This is a genomic window from Pseudomonas sp. P5_B2, from assembly GCF_056400445.1.
In genome coordinates, this window is the sequence record NZ_JBFULH010001005.1 from 1 (window position 1) to 1,165 (window position 1,165).

The following is a 1,165-nucleotide window of genomic DNA, read 5'->3' on the forward strand; positions in this document are numbered from 1 at the left end:
CATTTGCACAGCGCCGACAGCTTTGCCGTTCATCGACACTTCACCCACCTTGTAATCGGCACGCCCCGAAGCGCTGGTGCCCGATTCCGCAGTCAGGTTCTTCATTTCAAATTTCTTGAGGCCCAGTACCGATTGCTTGGCACCAAAAGTGGTTTTGCTGTCCGTCAGCTCCAGGGTGTTCTCGCCGGTGTAGTAACCGTAGGTACTTTTTACCAGGTTGCTGGCCAGGGTCAGGCCATTGAGTTCAACCTTCAACGGGGTTTGATCTTCAGCCACGGTGCTCAGCGTCAGGCTGTTCATGTAGCCGTTGGCCTTGACCTTCTGTGCCTGGGCGCTGGCGGCGACGTCGAGGTTCAAACCAGAGAATTTCAGGGTGGACTTGTCGTCCAGCACGACGTCCAGCGGTTGCAATTCGAGGGTGCCGCTGGTGGAGTTGTCGTAACCAATGCTGACTACGCCGGTGAGCGGGGATTTGTCTTTGGCGGCGGCAAACCACTTCTCGGTGAGCGAGGTGCGTTCCAGTTCGTAGTGACTGGTGGCCATGACCGGCAACCACTTGAAAGAGACCAGGCGCGAGAACGGCAGCGGACCGTGTTCGATGTGGTCGGCAAACAGCAATTCAACCGGGGTTTCACCAAACATCTCGCCTTCGCCTTTGAGGCGGTAGTGCGCAGTGCTGCTGAACACATGACGATCAAGCGATACCAGTTCCAGCGATGCGGTGCCATTGGAACCGAGCAGCGCGGCATTCAGCTCTTTGTTAGCGTCGGCGATGGCGGTGTTCAACACACCTTCGATTTTAGTCCCGGTGTACCAGGCACCGCCCGCGCTGATTGCACCGATGGCTACGACGATTCCAAGAAGCACGCCTGCTGATTTATTCATGAATGACCCAGTCAATATCCATTGTTTGAAGGTGTCGTCGTCTTCCCTGAACCCGTGACGGGTTACGGCTCGACTCCGCTAAAAGTGCGGTGGAGATTAGCATTGAGCGCACCGGGCGGCCCAATGATTAAAGGTTAAATAGTGTCTTTGGAACTGAAGTGACTATGGACACTTTACAAGGGCTGAGAGTTTCAGAGGCTATCAGGTCCTCTTCGCGAGCAAGCCCGCTCCCACATTAGATCTTCAGTGGACATAGGATCTGAACAATGGAGATCTGATG

At 55.0% G+C, this 1,165-nt stretch carries 1 protein-coding gene; it reads right to left on the bottom strand.

The window, feature by feature from the left end; translation table 11 throughout:
* Positions 1-885 (bottom strand): YdgA family protein (locus tag AC1DRJ_RS28715; protein ID WP_477805115.1); only part of this gene is annotated, 885 nt, incomplete at its 3' end.
* Positions 886-1,165: the final 280 nt, after the last annotated feature.